Below are 18582 nucleotides of genomic sequence, written 5' to 3' on the forward strand. Positions count from 1 at the left end.
ACCTAAAGAACGGATTTATAAGTGTTCACACAGATGATTGATTGCATGAGATAGAGCAAACGGTTTTGCATGCTTGAGGAATTGAGCGTGTTAAAATTGGTCTGTAGCTCAGGTGGTTAGAGCGCACCCCTGATAAGGGTGAGGTCGGTAGTTCGAGTCTACTCAGACCAACCAGATTGGGGTTATAGCTCAGCTGGGAGAGCGCCTGCCTTGCACGCAGGAGGTCAGCGGTTCGATCCCGCTTAACTCCACCACTTCTGGTTTTAAACCGGCTCTAGGAATTCAAATATAAGTGCTTATTATATAAGTGTTTATATTTGAGTTTAATCTCAAAACTGCTCTTTAACAATTTGGCAAGCTGATGTAAAAAGTAAAAAAACTAAGGTTACATTTAATTGTATACCTTATTCACACTGTACACTTCAAGACATTTTGGGGTTGTATGGTTAAGTGACTAAGCGTACACGGTGGATGCCTTGGCAGTCAGAGGCGATGAAGGACGTACTAACCTGCGAAAAGCTACGGGGAGCCGGTAAGAGGCATTATATCCGTAGATATCCGAATGGGGAAACCCAGTGAGTTTACTCACTATCGCTACATGAATACATAGTGTAGCGAGGCAAACCGGGAGAACTGAAACATCTAAGTACCCCGAGGAAAAGAAATCAACCGAGATTCCGTTAGTAGCGGCGAGCGAACGCGGAGTAGCCCTTAAGCTATATTGGTGTTAGTGGAATACTCTGGAAAGGGTAGCGATACAGGGTGATAGCCCCGTACACGACAATGCTTTTATAGTGAAAACGAGTAGGACGGGACACGTGGTATCCTGTTTGAACATGGGGGGACCATCCTCCAAGGCTAAATACTCCTGACTGACCGATAGTGAACCAGTACCGTGAGGGAAAGGCGAAAAGAACCCCTGTAAGGGGAGTGAAATAGAACCTGAAACCGTGTACGTACAAGCAGTGGGAGCACCTTCGTGGTGTGACTGCGTACCTTTTGTATAATGGGTCAGCGACTTACATTCTGTAGCGAGGTTAACCGAATAGGGGAGCCGTAGGGAAACCGAGTCTTAACTGGGCGAATAGTTGCAGGGTGTAGACCCGAAACCGGGCGATCTATCCATGAGCAGGTTGAAGGTTGGGTAACACTAACTGGAGGACCGAACCCACTAATGTTGAAAAATTAGGGGATGACTTGTGGATCGGAGTGAAAGGCTAATCAAGCTCGGAGATATCTGGTTCTCCTCGAAAGCTATTTAGGTAGCGCCTCGAGCGAATACCATTGGGGGTAGAGCACTGTTTGGGCTAGGGGGTCATCCCGACTTACCAACCCCATGCAAACTCCGAATACCAATGAGTACTACTCGGGAGACACACGGCGGGTGCTAACGTCCGTCGTGAAAAGGGAAACAACCCAGACCGCCAGCTAAGGTCCCAAAGTAATGATTAAGTGGAAAACGATGTGGGAAGGCATAGACAGCTAGGAGGTTGGCTTAGAAGCAGCCACCCTTTAAAGAAAGCGTAATAGCTCACTAGTCGAGTCGGCCTGCGCGGAAGATGTAACGGGGCTAAAATCATTCACCGAAGCTGCGGACTTGCATTATGTGTAAGTGGTAGAGGAGCGTTCTGTAAGCCTGTGAAGGTGTCTTGAGAAGGATGCTGGAGGTATCAGAAGTGCGAATGCTGACATGAGTAACGATAAGGGGAGTGAAAAACTTCCCCGCCGAAAGACCAAGGGTTCCTATCCCATGCTAATCAGGGTAGGGTGAGTCGGCTCCTAAGGCGAGGCTGAAAGGCGTAGTCGATGGGAAACAGGTTAATATTCCTGTACCGGCCAATACTGCGATGGGGGGACGGAGAAAGCTAGGCAAGCGCGGCGTTGGTAGTCCGCGTGAAAGTGTGTAGGTTGAGAGACTAGGAAAATCCGGTTTCTTAAGACTGAGACACGAGACGAGTCACTAAGGTGATGAAGTTGCTAACGCTATGCTTCCAGGAAAAGCCTCTAAGCTTCAGGTATTGGTGACCGTACCCTAAACCGACACAGGTGGTCAGGTAGAGCATACCAAGGCGCTTGAGAGAACTCGGCTGAAGGAACTAGGCAAAATAGTACCGTAACTTCGGGAGAAGGTACGCTCTTTGATGTGAAGCCCTTGCGGTGTAAGCATTGGAGAGTCGCAGTGACCAGCTGGCTGCAACTGTTTATTAAAAACACAGCACTCTGCAAACACGTAAGTGGACGTATAGGGTGTGACACCTGCCCGGTGCCGGAAGGTTAATTGATGGGGTTAGCGCAAGCGAAGCTCTTGATCGAAGCCCCGGTAAACGGCGGCCGTAACTATAACGGTCCTAAGGTAGCGAAATTCCTTGTCGGGTAAGTTCCGACCTGCACGAATGGTGTAATGATGGCCAGGCTGTCTCCAGCCGAGACTCAGTGAAATTGAAATTGCGGTGAAGATGCCGTATACCCGCGGCTAGACGGAAAGACCCCGTGAACCTTTACTATAGCTTGGCACTGAACATTGACCCTACATGTGTAGGATAGGTGGGAGGCTTTGAAGTTGGAACGCTAGTTCTGATGGAGCCGTCCTTGAAATACCACCCTTGTATGTTTGATGTTCTAACGTAGGTCCCTGGATCGGGATTGCGGACAGTGTCTGGTGGGTAGTTTGACTGGGGCGGTCTCCTCCTAAAGAGTAACGGAGGAGCACGAAGGTTGGCTAAGTACGGTCGGACATCGTACGGTTAGTGTAATGGTAGAAGCCAGCTTAACTGCGAGACAGACACGTCGAGCAGGTACGAAAGTAGGTCATAGTGATCCGGTGGTTCTGTATGGAAGGGCCATCGCTCAACGGATAAAAGGTACTCCGGGGATAACAGGCTGATACCGCCCAAGAGTTCATATCGACGGCGGTGTTTGGCACCTCGATGTCGGCTCATCACATCCTGGGGCTGAAGTCGGTCCCAAGGGTATGGCTGTTCGCCATTTAAAGTGGTACGCGAGCTGGGTTTAGAACGTCGTGAGACAGTTCGGTCCCTATCTGCCGTGGGCGTTGGATGATTGAGTGGAGTTGCTCCTAGTACGAGAGGACCGGAGTGAACGAACCGCTGGTGTTCGGGTTGTCATGCCAATGGCATTGCCCGGTAGCTACGTTCGGAACGGATAACCGCTGAAAGCATCTAAGCGGGAAGCCGGCCACAAGATGAGTCATCCCTTAGACTTCGAGTCTACTAAAGGGTCGTTGAAGACCACAACGTTGATAGGTGAGGTGTGGAAGCGTGGTGACACGTTAAGCTAACTCATACTAATTGCCCGAGAGGCTTAACCATACAACGCCCAAGATGTTTTAAGAAAAGAATACAGTGTGAATTTACTTATCAGATTGCCGAATATTGGAACACGTTTTTATCAAATCCTTCCATGGATTTGACCCTAACGGGCCGCGCTAAAGTGCGTTAAAACGTGTTCCCTACAAGTTTTTGCCTGGTGGCAATAGCGCTGTGGAACCACCTGACTCCATTCCGAACTCAGAAGTGAAACGCAGCTGCGACGATGGTAGTGTGGCATTCGCCATGCGAGAGTAGTACACCGCCAGGCACCTCATTCAATAGAAAGCCCTACTCGCAAGAGTGGGGCTTTTTTATTGGTTGAAATATCTTGAGGCGGTGTACTGCTCGAGCAGGGCGATACCATGCGACAAAAACGTCTGGAACGTTTTTGGACAGCTTTAGCTGGCCGCGCAGCGGCGAACCCCAGGCAAGGGGTGAGCAAAGTAGTACAGTGAGGCCGGGAGACGACAAGCCAACAGTTTGGTTTGACGCCGGCTGAACGCCCTGAGCTCTGCGAAGGGCATGAAGGCACCTCATTCAAGCAAAAGGCTTATCCTAACGGGTAAGCCTTTTTGTGTTGAAGCGCCTCGCGGCGCTGGTGGCATTGAGCAAAGCCATCCTTGGCCTGCATCGCTTCGCGACCTGCCTGCGGCAGTCCAAATTCGTTCCTGAGGAATTTGTCGCCATGCGATTTGGTACTTAAGAATAGTAAAAGGCAATTAAAGCAGTTAGCTCGAATTGTTCCGAGTAACGAAGTACGCCGTTAGACAAATTTTTAACGGGACGTCACCATCATGCTCAAAACTCAAAACTCAAAACTCAAAACTCAAAACTCAAAACTCAAAACTCAAAACTCAAAACTCAAAACTCAGCGTTAATACACCTTCCTTCTGAACGTGTGTTCAGTACCGCCCAATCTCTGGGTTCGCTCTAATCACGCGTGCAGTATCAATGACAAAACGCTTCCAAGCATGGCCACAGTATTAACAATGGCTTTCTTATAAAATTTAAGAGATAAAACCGTGCTTTTATGTGGTTAAAAAGCATTTCATTAGCAACTCAGTGGTTGTTGCTGCACGAGGTATGGCTTGAGTTGTGGCTAGTTGTTGGAAAAAGCATCAGTTAAGTCGCATTTGCGTGTTTTTGCAGTCGTAAATATTGTTTGCTGCATGGTTAATTCACTATTCTAAACAATAAAAAACCCACTAAAAAGTGGGCTTTTGATAAGAAAGGATTAATTACATTTTTGGCATGACAACAGTGTCTAACACGTGGATCACGCCATTGCTTGTTTTAATGTCTGTAGCAATTACTTGCGCGCCGTTGACATAAACTTTGCCATCTTTTACTTCAATGGCTAAATCTTGACCTTGTACAGTCGTTGCTTTAGTTAGTTTTACAACATCAGCAGCCATCACTTTGCCAGCGACTACGTGGTAAGTTAAAACGCTGGTAAGCGCTTCTTTATTTGCGACTAACGCATTTAAATCTGCAGCAGGGATTTTGGCAAATGCGGCATCATTTGGTGCGAATACAGTAAATGGGCCTTCGCTTTTTAACGTATCTACAAGATCAGCCGCTTTTACTGCAGTGACTAAAGTGGTGAAATTGCCAGCAGCAACGGCAGTATCAACGATATCTGCTTTCATGCCATGGTTGTGCGCTTGTGCGACAAAAAATAATGATGTTGCTAATAACGAACCTGTGATCATACGTGAGAGTTTCATAATTTTTCCTTTTAGCTTTAGGTTAGACATAAAAGTCGCAATAGAAACGCTGTAGACAGTTGCAAGGATCAGATTTATATTTTTTAATTTTGCTGAAACCAGATGTTAACTAATTACGTAGCTGGCAGCATTAATGCAAACATGATTGATAATATGCCCTTTTTTTGCTGCATTTTTGCTTTAAAAATCGCCAAAGTGAGTCTTGTGCAACGTGTTTTATGAATTGATCCATTTGCTATGTCGGTACGAGTTGACTAGTAATTGCCAGTCAAATAGTTGCATACTATTGTCGAATGATCACCAATATGGCTATAACAATGTTTATGCAAGTTTGTCGCGCAGCAAGAACTTTATGGGTTGTTTTGATGTTACAAATCGTGGGATGTAGTCAAGTCAGCACATATCCGCTGCAACAGCAACGTTTGGCACAAGCCAATTTGCAATATAAAAGTTTAATTGCGGATATAGAGCAAGGCCCTGATCCCGCTAGATTAGCCACGTTACGTAAGCATTATATAAGTACTTCGTTTTACCAGCCTCATACCATGACGGAACGCGTGTTATCGACAGCAATGTTTGATGCTATCAAACAGCAGCAATGGCAAGATTGCTTGTTACAAAGTGACAAAATTTTAAAAACAAACTATATCAGCCTTAATGGTCATTACGGTGCCATGCTTTGTCATTTGGAAAGTCAGCAACAGACACAGGGCGAATATCATCAAGAGGTGTTAGACAGCTTAATGGCGGCTATCTGGCAAAGTGGCGACGGTAAAAGTACTGCTTCAGCTTTTCAAGCTACCAGTACAACTGAGTTGTATACTTTTATCCAAATGCATGGTTTTGATATTCAAGCACAAGCGTTGCTTTGGCAGGATGACACGCCTTATGACGTGATGACGATTGTGAATCCAAGAGATGGTACTGAGTTTGTTTGGTATTTTGATATCAGTGCACAAATGTTGCGTAGCAAGTCAACGGCAGGGCTATGATGCAAGATCGTAATCTACGTAACTTTTATATCCCCGAAGAGCAGTCTATTTACCTGTTAAATGCCAATGATGCGAAAAAGCTGAAAGACTGGGTGGCGCTTTGTATTGATGAGTTAGAGAAACTGGGATACCAACAAATTAGTTTACTGGGTAAGGGCGCTTATGGCTTTGCCTTTGCGGGTTTTGGTATTGATGAGCATCCTTATGTTTTTAAATTCTCACGGATCAATTTGCCGCAGCATATTCAAGAACGTTTAGCGGATGAAGCCTTTATGCTATCGCAGGTCGATCATCCTGCAGTGCCGCCTTTTGTCACTTATCAGGTGATTAAAAAGCAGGGGATCTTAATGATGGGGCGGGCTCCCGGTATCGATCTGGAGCAATATAGCTTATTACATGGGCGTTTACCGGTAAAACTCATCATTTCTATTGCCGGACAATTAGCCGATTTACTCTGGCATTTACGACGTAATCAAAAAGACGGTGAAGCCTTACCGATTGTCCATGGCGATGTTAAACCGTCTAATTTGGTGTTTGATGAGGAAAGCGGCCTCGTAAGCTTAATTGATTGGGGCTCATCCGTTTTTGCACAACTTGATCATGAAGGACATTACTTATCCAATAATGTGATGCAACTGATGTCGGCAGACTTACAGAATTCGAATGCTCGAATGGGGGATGTATATTTCACTGGGCCTGAGCAACGTGCGGGGCAGTTATCTAGCCCGCGTTTTGATGAGCAAGGTGTTGCCAGCACGCTATATGCCTTAGCATCCGGCCAACCTAGCCGCTTTGGTCGTAAAGCGATTCCGGCTAGAAGTCTTGGTTTACCGCTCGAATTTGCCACTATGCTCGATGGTATGTTGTCCGATGATTTAACATTACGCGAACAAGCAGGGGACTATTTTTTACAGCATATGGCCCGTTTGCAGCGCTTAGTGTTACCAGAGCTGCCATTGTTTAATGATGATCCTTTGTTACCGGTGTGGGTAAGCGATCAACAGCGTGAATTAGACACAGTGGTTTACTCTTCACGTAAATCGTTTTTGCGGGAGCACAATGAAGATAAGGATATTGGCTATGTCGATGATGTGCAACTCGAGCGATATTATAAAAATTATTTAGAAGGTATGGGCGAGACAGAAAAAGCCTTTATTGCGGCAGTCAGCCGTTTAGCCCGTTATCCGGTGGTAGGCGGTATTGCGATCCACTGGCAAGCTAATGGGGTTTATATCGATTGTAGCTTAAACTTGTACAATGATAAGTTGGCGCGAGCCTTTGCATTAGCTGTTAATAATGTGGTGACTTTAGCGCGCGCGATCAGCAAAGTTGGTATCTTCAAAGCGTGTTTATTCAATGCCCGCAACACCATTCATATTAGTCGTGAGTCGACTCAGCTGCCTTTTATTCCGGCGGAGAATAGCGTCATTCCTTATCAATTAGCCCCGGTGATCAGTTTAGAAGAGGCCAGCAAGCAACATTCTTACTTTGAAGATGGTAAAGATCCGGATGAGCAATTGGTGTTGCCTGATGCGATTATGGATGATATTGCTCGGCTTAACTTAATTCGACATACCGGTTGTATTATCTTTGAGGTAGCGCCACTTTATATGAAAGTGCATAGCTATTACCGCTTACTCGATCCTACCGCTGAACGCGAGTTTAATGCCTTACTACAAAGTATTTTAAGTAAAGTTGCTTTAATCAGTGGTGAAGGCGTCGGTGGCTTTATGAAGTTGCCTTACAAAGATACGCGACGCTTTAGCCATCAACCACAAGCGCCACAATGCTTGTATCCGGCAAATCCATATAGTTTTGTCGTTTAATACGGCAAGGCTGTTGAAATAAGCAGCAAACCAAGCTTTCCGCGCTGAATGTCGCGCTCTGGCTGCGTGGTTTAAGCTAAAAAAGGTTTAAATTAACGCTTAAAACAAGTAATGTATGGCCTTTAGTGTAACCTGAATTTGATAAGAAGTATGTCGAGCGAGAAAAGCGCCAATTACCGTTTATTGCTAGAGCAAGCACGTGGCTTGTTAGAGCACGAATCTGATCTGATCGCCAATATGGCTAATCTCAGTGCCTTGTTGTTTAATGGCTTACCCGATCTCAATTGGGCAGGCTTTTATATTATGCGCGAAGGTGAATTAGTTTTAGGCCCGTTTCAAGGGCAAGTGGCTTGTGTGCGCATTGCCGTGGGTAAAGGTGTTTGTGGAACCTGTGTGGCCACAGGCGCTATTCAACGGGTGGCAGATGTCCACGAGTTCCCGGGTCATATCGCTTGTGATGCTGCCAGTAATTCAGAAATTGTCTTACCCGTGCGGCACAATGGTATCGTGATTGCGGTACTCGATATTGATAGCCCTTTGCTAAACCGCTTTGATGACATTGATGAAGATTATCTGGGTCAGTTAGTCGACATTTTTGAACAACGTTTGGCTCAGGTTTAATGAAAGATTTATTATCTGTGCAGGATTATTTACTGCAAGTTGATGAAGTCGGTGACTGGGATGGCGAAGAAGAGCTAGTAGCAGATAAGTTTAATGCTATTGCTCACGCTGTCTGGGATGCTTTACCCGACACCCTAACATCAGTAGAAATAGCGTTTTTGATGCCGCAATTGTGGGAACAATTGCGCGGAGACACTATTTTATTGGATGTAGATCAAGACGAGTTGGTTGGTTGGGCGCTATCTTTTGTCCAACAACAAATAGATGAAGGCATAGCAGAACTGCTTGCTGAACAAGATGATGAAGAAGAGTGAATCCTGAATGACAAATTCCCCTGCTGAGCTAGTTGAAGCAACAGACCTACCTACTGCCGAACATGCAAAACTGGCCAATGTGAAAGATGTACTGGCGTATTTAGTCAGTGAATTCCCATTGTGTTTCGCTGCTGATCAACAAGTTAAACCTCTGAAAGTAGGTATTTTTCAGGATTTAGCTGCACGGCTTGCTGCAGATAGCCCAGTGAGTAAAACCCAATTACGTCAAGCGTTAAGAGTTTATACCTTAAGCTGGCGTTACCTTGAATCTGTAAAAGAAGGCGTTAGTCGCGTTGACCTTGACGGTCAAGCTGCAGAGCAAATTGATGCACAACAAGCTGAGCATGCCGCAAAATTATTAGCTGAAAGTAAACAAAAAGCCGCTGAGAAGCGTAAAGCTAAAATGCAAGAGCAACGTGCTAAGCAAAACGTCGCCAAACCTGTTGCTGCCGGTGTTGATAAAAAAAGACCGAACAAAATGGCAGAACGCGTCTCTAAGGCTCAGAAGGTGCCAGCAAAAGCGACACCTGTAAAAGCCACAATTGACGTTGCGCCCGTTGCCGTCACGTTAACAACCGTTGAACCGACGCAGTTAGCGACAGGTGATAAAGTGCTTGTTAAATTAGGCTCGTCACCGATGCACGCCACGATAACTGAAGTGAATTTACCGGATGTAACGGTGCAACTTGGTTCTGGCATGATCATCAAAACACGTCAGGATAGCTTGTACAAAGCTTGACGAATATAGAGAGTGTTATGAAGAAATTATCCCTGATAACGGTTGGTTTATTTTTAGCTTTAGGCGTAACAGCAGCAACACCTGAGCCACTCGACAGTAGTGCGCTACCGGTTATTAGCCAATCAGCTCAACATGCCACAGCGAGTAAGCGCATTGCAGCAACATTCACGCGATCGCATTATTTGCCTGTGCAATTGGATGATGCGTTGTCGGGACGAATTTTTGACCTCTATTTAAAAAATCTCGATTATTATCGCAATCACCTGATGGCGTCAGATATTGCTGATTTCGAGCAATACCGTAATCAATTTGATGATGGCATTAATCGTGGCAATTTAACGTTTGCTTTTGACATGTTTAATTTGGCGCAACAGCGCCGTTTTGAGCGTTTTGACTTTGCGTTAGCGCAGTTAGCGCAAGATTACGATTTTGCTGTCAACGATGAGTACGTTTACGATCGTGAAGATGCTGCTTGGCCAGCCGATTTAAATGAATTGAACGAGTTATGGCGTCAACGCGTCAAGTTTGATTTGTTAAATCTTAAACTCACCGGTAAGACCGTTGATGAGGCGAAAGAGATCCTGACTAAGCGTTATAAAAACACGCAAAAACGCTTAGTACAAACACAAAGTGAAGATGTGTTTCAAATTGTGATGAACTCTTTTGCCCGTGCTGTAGAAGCGCACACCTCATATTTATCACCTCGTAATGCTGAACGTTTCCAACAAGAAATGAACTTACAGCTAGAAGGTATTGGTGCGGTATTAAGAGCAGACGAGGATTACACCGTCATTCAAAGCTTAGTTCCCGGTGGTCCTGCTGACTTAACACAGAAAATTAAGCCAAAGGATCGTATTGTCGGTGTCGCACAGGAAGCGAAAGACTTTGTTGATGTCGTAGGCTGGCGGTTAGATGATGTGGTCGATCTGATCAAAGGGCCCAAAGGCAGTAAAGTACGTTTACAAGTATTGGGTGGCAGCGAAGCGAACAGCCAAACACAAGTGATTGAGATTGTTCGTGATAAAATTCGTTTAGAAGATCGAGCAGCCAAATTTGAAATACTGGCCCCTAAATTAAGCGAGTTACAAAGTAAAATCGGTGTCATTAACATTCCTGGTTTTTACAACAATTTATCAGAAGATGTGAAAAAGCTTCTGGTAGAGGCCAATGAACAAAAAGTGGATGCGCTTATTATCGATTTACGTGGTAATGGCGGTGGTTCTTTACAAGAAGCCACATTATTAACCGGTTTATTTATTGATCGTGGCCCAGTGGTGCAAATCCGTTATGGTGATGGCAAAATTGGCTTAAATGGGGACAGCGATGGCGTATCTTATTACGACGGCGCCTTAACCGTATTGGTCGATCGTTATAGCGCTTCTGCTTCAGAAATTTTTGCCGCGGCGTTACAAGATTATGGCCGTGCTCTTATTATAGGTGAACAAACCTTTGGTAAAGGTACGGTGCAGCAGCATCGTGGTATTGGTCGCATCTATGATATGTTTGAGCAACAACTAGGTAGCGTGCAATACACTATGGCCAAGTTTTATCGGATCAATGGCGGCAGTACGCAACACAAAGGTGTGATCCCTGACATCACCTTCCCATCGCCAATAGATCCAGCGGAGTGGGGTGAAAGCAAAGAAGAATATGCCTTACCTTGGGATGCCATTGCGCCTGCGCAATATCAAGGGTCTACGGGTATTCAGCAACAAGTGCCGATTTTGCAGCAAAAACATCAACAGCGCTTAGCCAAAGAAACGGAATTTCAGTATTTGCTAACCGATATTGCCGAGTATCAACAGCAAAAAGATGAGAAAAGTGTGTCGTTGAACAAAGCAGAGCGTATCGCCAAACGCGAAGCGGATGAAGCGCGTGCGCTAGCGCGTACAAATGAACGGTTAAAACGTTTAGCGTTACCTGCGGTGACCTCAGTAGATGATGCCCCAGAGTTATTATCTAAATTGGATCCGTTTTTAGAAGAGGCGGCGCATATTACTGTTGATTGGATACAGTTAAACCAAGTCGCTAAAAAATAAAACATGATTTAGCCAAAGGCGGTTTTTACCGCCTTTCTTTTATGTTACAAAAAAGACACCATAATAATTATAAAAGGGCCTTATAACGATGGCAGCGCCAAAATCCCCCAGTATGTTAGATGCGTTAATACCCATGGTGGTATTAATTACGTTACTTGGTTGTTCGGTTTATTTGTTTAAAGATGATTCCTCATACGGGCCCAATCAAATTGCGTTATTCATTGCCGCAGCAGTCGCGTCCTTAATTGGTTTGAAAAACGGTTACCATTGGCAAAGCATCGAACAAGCGATCGTCAAAGGCATCTCGGTGTCCTTAGCCGCGGTGTTGATCTTATTGGCGGTAGGTGCGTTAATTGGTACTTGGTTATTATCGGGCACGGTTCCCACTTTAATCTATTATGGTTTGCAGCTTTTAAATCCTTCTTGGTTTTATGCCGCCAGCTGCCTGCTGTGTGCCATCGTTGCCATGAGTATCGGCAGCAGTTGGACAACGGCCGCTACCATTGGTGTCGCCTTAATTGGTGTAGCAAGTGGCTTAGGGTTGTCTCCCGCTATTGCGGCTGGTGCTATTGTGTCAGGGGCCTATTTTGGCGATAAAATTTCGCCCTTAAGTGAAACGACCAACCTTGCTCCTGCGGTGGCTGGTGCCGATCTTTTTGAGCATATTCGTCATATGTTGTGGACGACTATTCCGAGTATTATTCTGGCGCTGTTTGGCTTTGTGATCATTGGCTTTAACAGCGATGTTTCTGCGGATTTCCAGCATATCACTGACATTAGTAACATCTTACAGCAACAATTCAATATTAGTTTATGGTCATTAGTACCGTTATTAGTGCTGTTGGTCATGGCGATCAAAAAAGTCCCCGCATTTCCTACCGTCTTCATTGGTGCCTTGTTGGGCGGTGTGTGGGCGGTATTATTTCAAGATGATCTCCTGAGCCGTTTAGCATCGGATGATTTACCGCGCGCCGTGGCTGTTTTTAAAATCATTTGGCAAACTTTATTCGCCGGCTTCTCTATCTCTACCGGTAACGAAAGTATGGATGACTTACTCAGTGGCGGCGGTATGGCCAGCATGCTCAATACCATTTGGTTAATTTTTAGTGCTATGGTGTTTGGCGCTGTGGTTGAACACATCGGTTTACTACGCAAGTTTGTTGAAGCCATCTTAAAGTTAGCTCGCAGCAGTGGTTCATTGATAGTCAGTACCATGGGCACCTGTTTAGCAACCAATATTTTAACGGCAGATCAATATATTTCGATTGTGATGCCTGGGCGGATGTTTAAAGAGGAATATCAACGGCGTAATTTGGCCCCCGTAAATTTATCTCGAGCGCTAGAAGATGGTGGCACGATCACCAGCCCCTTGATCCCATGGAACACCTGCGGTGCTTATATGCACGGTGTATTAAATGTGAACCCACTGGATTACTTTATTTATGCGTTCTTTAATTTAATTAACCCAATATTGGCCGTAATTTATGCTTACATGGGCATAAAAATCCTAAAACTGACGCCTCCTAAATCAGTGGTTGAACGCGTATTGGCAAATTAAATTCATTATATTTACTATCTTCGCTGATGCTTAAACGCCTGAAGCTGATGATCTTAATGCTAACGTCTCGTTATGGCGATAAGGGCTTTGTTTTACTTATCCCATAATCTAGCCTCAGGCTGGTTTGTGGTGATAAGTAACGATTTTAGGAAAAAGGCGAAAAGCCGCCCGACTGAGTTAGCCGCATCAGATCTTGTTTAGGTTTTTGTTATTGAACAGCGACTTCAACACAGGATTTTTTATGAACGACACTTTACATCGTCAACCCAAACGGCTTGCAGACTATCAACCTCCTTGTTTTACTATTCGTACCATTGATTTAACCTTTGAACTAGCTGCCACGGCAACTCGGGTGACGTCTATATTGCGTTTTAAGCGTAATATGCCAGGTAAAATGGTGTTAGATGGTCAACAATTAATTTTAGAGAGCATCACGTTAAACGGTGAAACTTTAACTGCTGCCCAGTACGAACTTACCGCTGATAGTTTAACGTTAAGCAATGCCCCTGATGAGGGTGAATTAGAAATTGTTACGCTAATTAACCCAGCGCAAAATACCGCTTTAGAGGGCTTATACTTAGCCGATGGTGTGTATTGCACCCAGTGCGAAGCGGAAGGTTTTCGGCGTATTACTTATTATCCCGATCGCCCTGATGTCCTAGCGATATTTAGCACCACCATCATCACCGATAATCAGGCATTACTGTTTTTATTATCGAATGGTAATAAAATCAGTGAGCAAACCTTATCTGATGGTCGTCGTGTAGTGCGTTGGGAAGATCCCTTTCCCAAACCCGCTTATTTATTTGCTTTAGTCGCGGGAGATTTTGATTGTCTTAGCGATAACTTTGTTACCGCTTCAGGGCGTTCAGTGCTGCTTGAGTGTTATGTGCAGAAGGGCGATTTACCACGAACTGAGTTTGCTATGGCTTCACTAAAGCGGGCGATGCGCTGGGATGAAACACGCTTTGGTTTGGAATATGATTTAGATCGCTACATGGTTGTCGCTGTTGATTTTTTTAATATGGGCGCGATGGAAAATAAAGGCTTAAATGTTTTTAATAGTAAATTTGTTTTAGCGGATGCGCAGTCAGCTACAGATTTAGATTATTTTAATATTGAATCTATTATTGGCCATGAATATTTTCATAACTGGACGGGCAATCGCGTGACCTGCCGTGATTGGTTTCAGTTAAGTTTGAAAGAAGGTTTAACGGTTTTTCGCGATCAAGAATTCAGTGCAGATATGGGCTCACCCACCCTCAATCGAATTGATGCCGTTAAAGTTATGCGCACCGCCCAGTTCGCCGAAGATGCCAGCCCAATGGCGCATCCGATCCGACCTGAGCAAGTGATCGAGATGAACAATTTCTATACGGTAACGGTGTACGACAAAAGCGCCGAAGTGATCCGCATGTTGCAAACCATTTTAGGTAAAGCAGGCTTCAGTGCAGGTTTAAAGCTGTATTTGCAACGCCATGATGGCCAGGCGGTTACCTGCGATGATTTTGTTCAAGCAATGCAAGATGCCAGTGGTATTGATTTAACGCAGTTTCGGCGTTGGTATAATCAGTCCGGCACACCTGAGCTTACGGTAAAACAGCAATATGATGCAACAAACCAGCAATTAACGTTAGATATTAGCCAATTTACTCCTGCCAGTGCTGAGCAGGCAGAGAAATTGCCTTTACTGATCCCGGTACGGATCGAATTGCTCTATCAAGATGGTACTCCCGCTCGGGCTGAGCTATTACTCCTGTCTGAGCAGCAACAACAGTTTAAATTAGATCAAATACCTCAACAACCGTTAGTGGTGTGGTTAGAAGATTTTTCAGCACCGGTAAAATTACATACTAGTTATCAAGCAACCGATTTATTAATGATTGCCAGCAGCGCCAGTAATGGTTTAGCGCGTTGGGATGCGATGCAACAATATTGGTCGTTATTAATTGCTGAAGCGATAAAACAGCAGCAAACACCCGTGTTATCAGCTGAATTAATCGCGGTATTTCGTGGCTGGTTGCTACAGCCGTTAACCGATCTGGCTTTAACGGCAGAGCTATTAACATTGCCTGATTTTGATACTTTGGCAGGGCAATATCATGAGATCCCGGTAGCAGCCTTATTGCAATGTCTCACCTTGCTGCAGCAGCAGATAGCGAAAAGTTTACAGGCCGACTTTGCTGCTTGTTATCAGCAAATCACTCGCGAGCCTTATCAATACAGTGAGCAGGCGGTAGCAAAGCGTGCTTTAAAGCGGCGCTGTTTAGGTTATTTAGCCTTGACTACAGAGGGGGAGAATTGGGTGGCGCAGCATTATCAGCAGGCTGATAATATGACCGATCGTTTAGCCGCGTTGCAATCGGCACAAGCGGCGGCTTTGCCAAGCGCAGCGCAGTTGTTAGAGCAATTTGCGCAACAGTATCATGCCAATGTCCAAGTTATGGATAAATACAGTAACTTGGTCGCCGTTACGCTAAGTGATGATGTTTTTAGTAAGATGCAGCAAGTTACCGAGCGCAGTTGGTTTAGTTGGAAAAACCCAAATCGCATCCGCGCATTATACAGTGCCTTTTCACAGCGTAATCCGCAACAATTCCATCGGGCAGATGGCAAGGGGTATCAGTTACTAGCCGATGTTGTCAGTAAATTAGATCCGGTCAATCCACAATTAGCCGCGCGTTTATTGACGCCATTATTGTCTTGGCGACGTTATGATAAAGCACGACAGCAGCAATTAATTGCCATGCTATCGGCATTGTTGGCCCAGCCTGGTTTATCGGATGATGTCTTTGAAAAAGTCAGCAAAAGCTTGCCATGAATCGCCAGTACCTGTTCTCCGGTTTTATTTCAACTGAGAAGTGTCAGCAGTTTTACCGCGGTGAAATACGCTATGTTATTGTTACTGCAGACAGTGGCGAACGTATCCAATTGGCTTTTAAGCACTTTAAACCTTTTATTAGTCAATTGGGGATCCGAGGACGATTTCGATTAACCTTGACCAACAACGGAGATTTCTTTAGCTTAGAGAAAATTAATTAGAGTAATAACTTCAAACGATAGCTTGCTGAATATTCTTAATTCGATTTGTGTTATTTCTATATTAATCAATACTTTGGTGATTTTGGTCTCTGGTCTGTCCTGATGGGTTAAACTGTGGTCTGACCAAATCGCATGCCATATTGGCTAAAAAACGAAAAAATGAATGTAAATCAATAGATTTACGCTGTAGCAAGCCTTGCTAACGCCCAAAAATGATGTAATTATTTTAGTGAAAGAGTCTGCTTATGCTTGGGCATAAGAAACAGATCACAACTAAAAGAACAGACCATAACCTGTTAGACAGGGGGGAGACAACAACATGTTAAAAAGTCCCAACCGCTTTGCAAAAAGCCCATTAGCTGCGGGTGTCACTGCCGCGCTGCTCATGCTCGCCTATGCACCTGCACAGGCAGCATCCTTTAGCTTAGGTGATGTTGATATCGTTTTCGATTCAACTTTCTCTTACGGTGCCAGCTGGCGTACTGAAGAACGCAACTGGGATACCATTGCGAAAGTAAACCATCCACGTTTTGATTGGACAGGCTATAACGCGGCCACTAACGTGATTTACCCCTCTGCTGATATCTGGGCTCAACCAGGTGCTTATTCAAGCAACGGTGATGCGGGTAATTTGAATTTTGATCGTGGTGATATGTTCAGTAGCTTATTTAAAGGCTTACACGAAGTTTCCATCACTAAAGATAACATCGGCTTTTTTGGCCGGTTTATGTATTTTTACGACACTGCACTGAACAACGGTAACTTTGCTTATAGCAATCCGTTAAGTGGTGCTAGTGTTGACCCATGCGCTGACGATCGTTCAAGCGAGTTAGCCTGTAAAGATATTCGCTTATTAGATGCATACATCTATGGCAACTTTTCTTTCAATGACGGTATGACGCCGGTGACCGTGCGTTTAGGTAATCAAGTACTAAGCTGGGGTGAAAGTACTTTCATTCCACACGGTATAAACATTACACCCGTTGACGTAGGTATTTTACGTGCACCGGGCGCCGATTTAAAAGAAGCCTTTATTCCAACGGGTATGTTTACTGTATCGATAGGTTTAACTGAAAACCTGTCGACAGAAATGTTCTATCAATACGATTGGCAAGAAAGTTATTTACCGCCTCCAGGCACTTATTTTTCAACCAATGACTTTGCTGGTCGTGGTGGTTATGCACAAAACATTCAGCTAGGTTTTGCTGGTAACCCTGATATCGATCTGGCGTTCTTGCTACAAAACTTAAATGGTTTAGGTGCTGCAGTTGCCGCAGGTCAAGTCAGTGCAGCGCAAGCAGCGCAATTATACTTAGCCTACCCAACAAAAGTGGCGTTACGTCCAGCGGGCTCTGCGGGTGAGTTAACGCCTGAAAATGGCGGTCAGTACGGTATTAAATTTGAATATTTTGCACCTAGCTTGGGTGATACCGAATTTGCACTGTATTATATGAACTACCATAGTCGTGTACCTGTTATATCCGGTGTTGCTTCTAACTTTGGCTCAGCGGCTATTCAAGCTGATATTGGTTACTTGGTACAAAACGCAGGTAACTTAGATGCCAGCAATGTACAAAATCTACAAGCGTTCTCTAAAGGCATCTTAGAATACCCTGAAGATATCAAATTGTACGGTTTTAGTTTTAACACTAACTTAGGTACCACCTCTGTAGCGGGTGAGATTTCTTACCGTCAAGATGATCCTCTACAAATTGATGACGTGGAGATTTTATACGCGGGTATGCCAGAGCAGTTAGCCAATGCAGGTTTACGTCCTGATTTAGCGGGTATTTCTCAGTTAGGTCGTGACATTGGCGTAAAAGCCACACCAGGTAACTATGCGCAAGGTTATATCCTACGTGATACCGCACAAGCTCAAGTCACCTTAACCCATTTGTTTGGCCCAATGTTAGGTGCTGATAACTTTACGATGTTGGCTGAAGTCGGTGGTGTCAGAATCAACAATATGCCAAGCCAAGACGTATTGCGCTTAAACGGGCCCAGCACCGATCGTAGCGGTGGCCCGTTAATTGGTGCTAATGGCGTGTCAGATGGTTTGCATACTGGCTTATCAAATGGTGCTGAAACAAACCCGTTCCCAACTGCGTCAGCCTGGGGTTACCGGATCTTAGCAAAAGCTGATTACAATAACGTGTTTGCTGGGGTGAACTTATCTCAACGTTTAGTGTTATCACATGACGTGAATGGTATTACACCTGACCCACTGTTTATGTTTGTTGAAGATCGTAAGTCGGCATCTTATGCCTTGTCTTTCGATTATTTGAGTAAATGGTCTGGTGAACTCAGTTACAACTGGTTCTGGGATGGTGTTGGTACAACAAACAACATTGCAGATCGCGATTTTATTTCATTCAATATTAAATACTCTATTTAA

11 protein-coding genes, 2 tRNA genes and 3 rRNA genes (1 of these 16 cut by a window edge) are annotated in these 18582 nt (G+C 44.7%); 15 read left to right on the forward strand and 1 reads right to left on the reverse strand.

The window, feature by feature from the left end; translation table 11 throughout:
• The 5 genes from ACUJFK_RS09745 to rrf all read left to right on the forward strand — a co-directional run.
• Position 1 (forward strand): 16S ribosomal RNA (locus ACUJFK_RS09745) (it extends 1536 nt beyond the left edge of the window).
• 96 nt (positions 2–97) lie between these two features.
• A tRNA-Ile gene (locus ACUJFK_RS09750) sits at positions 98–174 on the forward strand.
• A gap of 4 nt (positions 175–178) precedes the next feature.
• Positions 179–254, forward strand: a tRNA-Ala gene (locus ACUJFK_RS09755).
• Positions 255–444: 190 nt separating this feature from the next.
• Positions 445–3329: ribosomal RNA gene (locus ACUJFK_RS09760) — 23S ribosomal RNA — on the forward strand.
• A 153-nt stretch (positions 3330–3482) separates the two neighbouring features.
• Positions 3483–3597: ribosomal RNA gene (gene rrf / locus ACUJFK_RS09765) — 5S ribosomal RNA — on the forward strand.
• The 16S, 23S and 5S rRNA genes sit together here with 2 tRNA genes alongside, the layout of an rRNA operon.
• A gap of 970 nt (positions 3598–4567) precedes the next feature.
• On the opposite strand, the gene ACUJFK_RS09770 is transcribed toward rrf, so the two are convergent.
• Entirely contained in the window at positions 4568–5056 is a 489-nt protein-coding gene (locus ACUJFK_RS09770; RefSeq protein ID WP_226751684.1) for a fasciclin domain-containing protein, read from the reverse strand.
• A gap of 305 nt (positions 5057–5361) precedes the next feature.
• Between ACUJFK_RS09770 and ACUJFK_RS09775 the strand changes: the two genes are divergently transcribed.
• From ACUJFK_RS09775 to ACUJFK_RS09820, 10 genes are all read left to right on the forward strand, one after another.
• Positions 5362–6048, forward strand: coding sequence for a DUF4919 domain-containing protein (locus tag ACUJFK_RS09775; RefSeq protein WP_445424709.1), 687 nt, complete (start codon positions 5362–5364; stop codon positions 6046–6048).
• Entirely contained in the window at positions 6048–7874 is a 1827-nt protein-coding gene (locus ACUJFK_RS09780) for a protein kinase domain-containing protein (RefSeq protein WP_255654616.1), read from the forward strand. The genes ACUJFK_RS09775 and ACUJFK_RS09780 overlap by 1 nt, the downstream gene beginning before the upstream one ends.
• A gap of 150 nt (positions 7875–8024) precedes the next feature.
• Entirely contained in the window at positions 8025–8495 is a 471-nt protein-coding gene (locus ACUJFK_RS09785) for a GAF domain-containing protein (protein ID WP_226751681.1), read from the forward strand.
• Entirely contained in the window at positions 8495–8809 is a 315-nt protein-coding gene (locus tag ACUJFK_RS09790; RefSeq protein ID WP_226751680.1) for a hypothetical protein, read from the forward strand. The genes ACUJFK_RS09785 and ACUJFK_RS09790 overlap by 1 nt, the downstream gene beginning before the upstream one ends.
• 7 nt (positions 8810–8816) lie before the next feature.
• On the forward strand, positions 8817–9548 hold the full coding sequence (gene proQ, locus ACUJFK_RS09795; RefSeq protein ID WP_445424710.1) for an RNA chaperone ProQ: 732 nt from the start codon (positions 8817–8819) through the stop codon (positions 9546–9548).
• Between the two features lie 17 nt (positions 9549–9565).
• Positions 9566–11587, forward strand: coding sequence for a carboxy terminal-processing peptidase (prc, locus tag ACUJFK_RS09800; protein ID WP_445424711.1), 2022 nt, complete (start codon positions 9566–9568; stop codon positions 11585–11587).
• Positions 11588–11675: 88 nt separating this feature from the next.
• Positions 11676–13145: a Na+/H+ antiporter NhaC gene (nhaC, locus tag ACUJFK_RS09805; RefSeq protein WP_445424712.1), complete on the forward strand. Its 1470-nt coding sequence runs from the start codon at positions 11676–11678 to the stop codon at positions 13143–13145.
• A gap of 241 nt (positions 13146–13386) precedes the next feature.
• On the forward strand, positions 13387–15966 hold the full coding sequence (gene pepN / locus ACUJFK_RS09810) for an aminopeptidase N (RefSeq protein WP_445424713.1): 2580 nt from the start codon (positions 13387–13389) through the stop codon (positions 15964–15966).
• A complete protein-coding gene (locus tag ACUJFK_RS09815) occupies positions 15963–16187 on the forward strand; it encodes a DUF2835 family protein (RefSeq protein WP_306178743.1) in 225 nt (74 codons plus the stop codon). The genes pepN and ACUJFK_RS09815 overlap by 4 nt, the downstream gene beginning before the upstream one ends.
• A gap of 319 nt (positions 16188–16506) precedes the next feature.
• On the forward strand, positions 16507–18582 hold the full coding sequence (locus ACUJFK_RS09820; protein ID WP_445424714.1) for a DUF1302 domain-containing protein: 2076 nt from the start codon (positions 16507–16509) through the stop codon (positions 18580–18582).

This window comes from Alishewanella sp. HL-SH06 (genome assembly GCF_052656265.1).

Excerpts from the sequence above, each read along its gene's own strand:
- ACUJFK_RS09815 (WP_306178743.1), top strand. The coding sequence starts at position 15,963 with ATGAATCGCCAGTACCTGTTCTCCGGTTTTATTTCAACTGAGAAGTGT.
- pepN (WP_445424713.1), top strand. The coding sequence starts at position 13,387 with ATGAACGACACTTTACATCGTCAACCCAAACGGCTTGCAGACTATCAA.
- ACUJFK_RS09775 (WP_445424709.1), top strand. The coding sequence starts at position 5,362 with ATGGCTATAACAATGTTTATGCAAGTTTGTCGCGCAGCAAGAACTTTA.
- prc (WP_445424711.1), top strand. The coding sequence starts at position 9,566 with ATGAAGAAATTATCCCTGATAACGGTTGGTTTATTTTTAGCTTTAGGC.
- ACUJFK_RS09820 (WP_445424714.1), top strand. The coding sequence starts at position 16,507 with ATGTTAAAAAGTCCCAACCGCTTTGCAAAAAGCCCATTAGCTGCGGGT.
- ACUJFK_RS09770 (WP_226751684.1), bottom strand. The coding sequence starts at position 5,056 with ATGAAACTCTCACGTATGATCACAGGTTCGTTATTAGCAACATCATTA.
- nhaC (WP_445424712.1), top strand. The coding sequence starts at position 11,676 with ATGGCAGCGCCAAAATCCCCCAGTATGTTAGATGCGTTAATACCCATG.
- ACUJFK_RS09785 (WP_226751681.1), top strand. The coding sequence starts at position 8,025 with ATGTCGAGCGAGAAAAGCGCCAATTACCGTTTATTGCTAGAGCAAGCA.
- proQ (WP_445424710.1), top strand. The coding sequence starts at position 8,817 with ATGACAAATTCCCCTGCTGAGCTAGTTGAAGCAACAGACCTACCTACT.
- ACUJFK_RS09790 (WP_226751680.1), top strand. The coding sequence starts at position 8,495 with ATGAAAGATTTATTATCTGTGCAGGATTATTTACTGCAAGTTGATGAA.
- ACUJFK_RS09780 (WP_255654616.1), top strand. The coding sequence starts at position 6,048 with ATGCAAGATCGTAATCTACGTAACTTTTATATCCCCGAAGAGCAGTCT.